Below are 1,702 nucleotides of genomic sequence, written 5' to 3'. Positions count from 1 at the left end.
GTCTTCTAGATCGGGAGGCGAGCCCTGCGGCCCGCTCGGTCCTTTTGGACCCTGCCCCCAGGGTCCCTGATTGTTGCCGCCGCCACCCCATGGGCCGCCGCCACCGCCGCTTTTGTCGTTCCAGGGCATGAATGTCCTTTCGCTTGGAATTCCCTCAAGCGCCGGCATTACGGCGCAAAATCCAGTATTGTTCTTCTATAGGCACGCCACGGGGCGCTTTCAACGCGATGCGCTTCCGACTTCGTCCGATTTGGTCCAGTCGCGACCCTTTGTCTTCCTTCAATGGCTCTTTTTTCGTTCAATGTCTCTCGCGACGCCGCTCGTAAACCGAATAGCGCGTCGGGTGGCTGTCCTTTTCCCCGGCTGGGACGTCCTGCGAGCTGACAATGCGCCAGGAATCGGGATCGATCGGCGGGAAATGCGCGTCGCCGTCGACCGCTGCCAGCACATGGGTGACGTGCAGCCGGTCGGCCAGCAGCATGGCCTGGGCATAGATTTCGCCGCCGCCGATGACGCACACCTCGTCGACATCGGCCATGCCGCGCCCGCGCACCGTCGCCAGCTGGATCGCGGCTTCGAGCGAATGTGCCACCTCGACGCCCTCGGCGCGCCAGGTCTCGTCGCGGGTCACGACGATGTTCAACCTGCCCGGCAGCGGTCGACCGATGCCCTCATAGGTCTTGCGGCCCATGATGATAGGCTTGCCCATCGTATCGGCCTTGAAGCGCTTGAGATCGGTGGAGAGCCGCCACGGGAGCCCGCCGTCCCGCCCGATCACGCCGTTCTCGGCAATGGCAACGTAGATTGCGACATGCATCAATTTTCGCCCGTCGGCTCGAGGATCAGGATGTCGATGTCGCGCTCGGGGTAGAAATCATCCGCCGTCATCTCGAAGGTCGTCGGTCCGGTCTTTTTGACATTGTCGCCGCAGAACGAGACCAGGGCTTTCGGATTGCCCTTGTCGATCGTCAGCTTGAACTTGCCGATCGTGCCCGTAGCCCAGTTGCCGCCGGTGGTCAGGATATAGGCGATGCGGCTCTCGAAATATTTGGGGTAGCCGTCAGGGTCGTCCTTGGCCGCCTTGCGCACCGCATTTTCGAATGTGCCGTCCATGCAATACCGGGTCTTGTAGGCCGCATACTGACCCTGGAATTTGCCGTCGTAGAAGAAGCTGACCGAAGACGTGCCGCCGACGCTCGGTCTGTAGTGGTGGGAAACATGGACGTCCTTGTTGGCCGGAAAGGTCGAGCGCCACCAGTAGGTCGAACGCAATTGCCAGAACGGGGTGTAGACCTTGCTCGTCTCGGTGCCGTCGCTGCCGGTGTCCTCGATGATGATGCCGCGGTTGACCCAGTCATCGACAACCGCTTGCGGCAGCTTCGCCAGCGCCGCCTTCGCCGCATCGCCGAAAGGATAGAACGGCACGTTTTGCGCCTTCAGCTCAGCGCTGATGTCGATGCCGAGCGCCAACACCTTCTGCTCGAGCTGCGGCTTTGCGGCGACACCGTCGATCGTCACCTCGAAACCGAGGAAATTATCGCTCTGATTTTCAGGAATCGCCGGGATTTCTTCGGGATTGCCCGATATGTCGGGCATCGGGAAGGCGACGATGGCCTGGACATCCTGATCGGTGTTGTTGTGGAAGACATAGTCGACCGTGACCTTTTCCGGCGAGATGAAAAGGTCCTCGCTTTGCATCGCC

At 61.2% G+C, this 1,702-nt stretch carries 2 protein-coding genes; both read right to left on the bottom strand.

Translation table 11 applies throughout. The annotated features are described in order from the left end of the window. Nucleotides 1-298 precede the first annotated feature (298 nt). On the bottom strand, nt 299-817 hold the full coding sequence (locus EN879_RS34875; RefSeq protein ID WP_013531029.1) for a dihydrofolate reductase: 519 nt from the start codon (nt 815-817) through the stop codon (nt 299-301). Continuing rightward, the coding region (locus tag EN879_RS34870) for a DUF4424 domain-containing protein (RefSeq protein WP_127274660.1) at nt 817-1,702 on the bottom strand (886 nt) is incomplete at its 5' end. The genes EN879_RS34875 and EN879_RS34870, both read right to left, overlap by 1 nt.

This window comes from Mesorhizobium sp. M7A.F.Ca.AU.002.02.1.1 (genome assembly GCF_003998535.1).
Taxonomy (GTDB): domain Bacteria; phylum Pseudomonadota; class Alphaproteobacteria; order Rhizobiales; family Rhizobiaceae; genus Mesorhizobium; species Mesorhizobium ciceri.
The sequence above is the reverse complement of the archived record's forward strand: the minus strand, read 5'-3'. Positions and strand labels throughout refer to the sequence as shown.

What these genes read in the sequence shown, in the direction of transcription:
- EN879_RS34875 (WP_013531029.1), bottom strand. Translation starts at nt 817, where the DNA reads ATGCATGTCGCAATCTACGTTGCCATTGCCGAGAACGGCGTGATCGGG.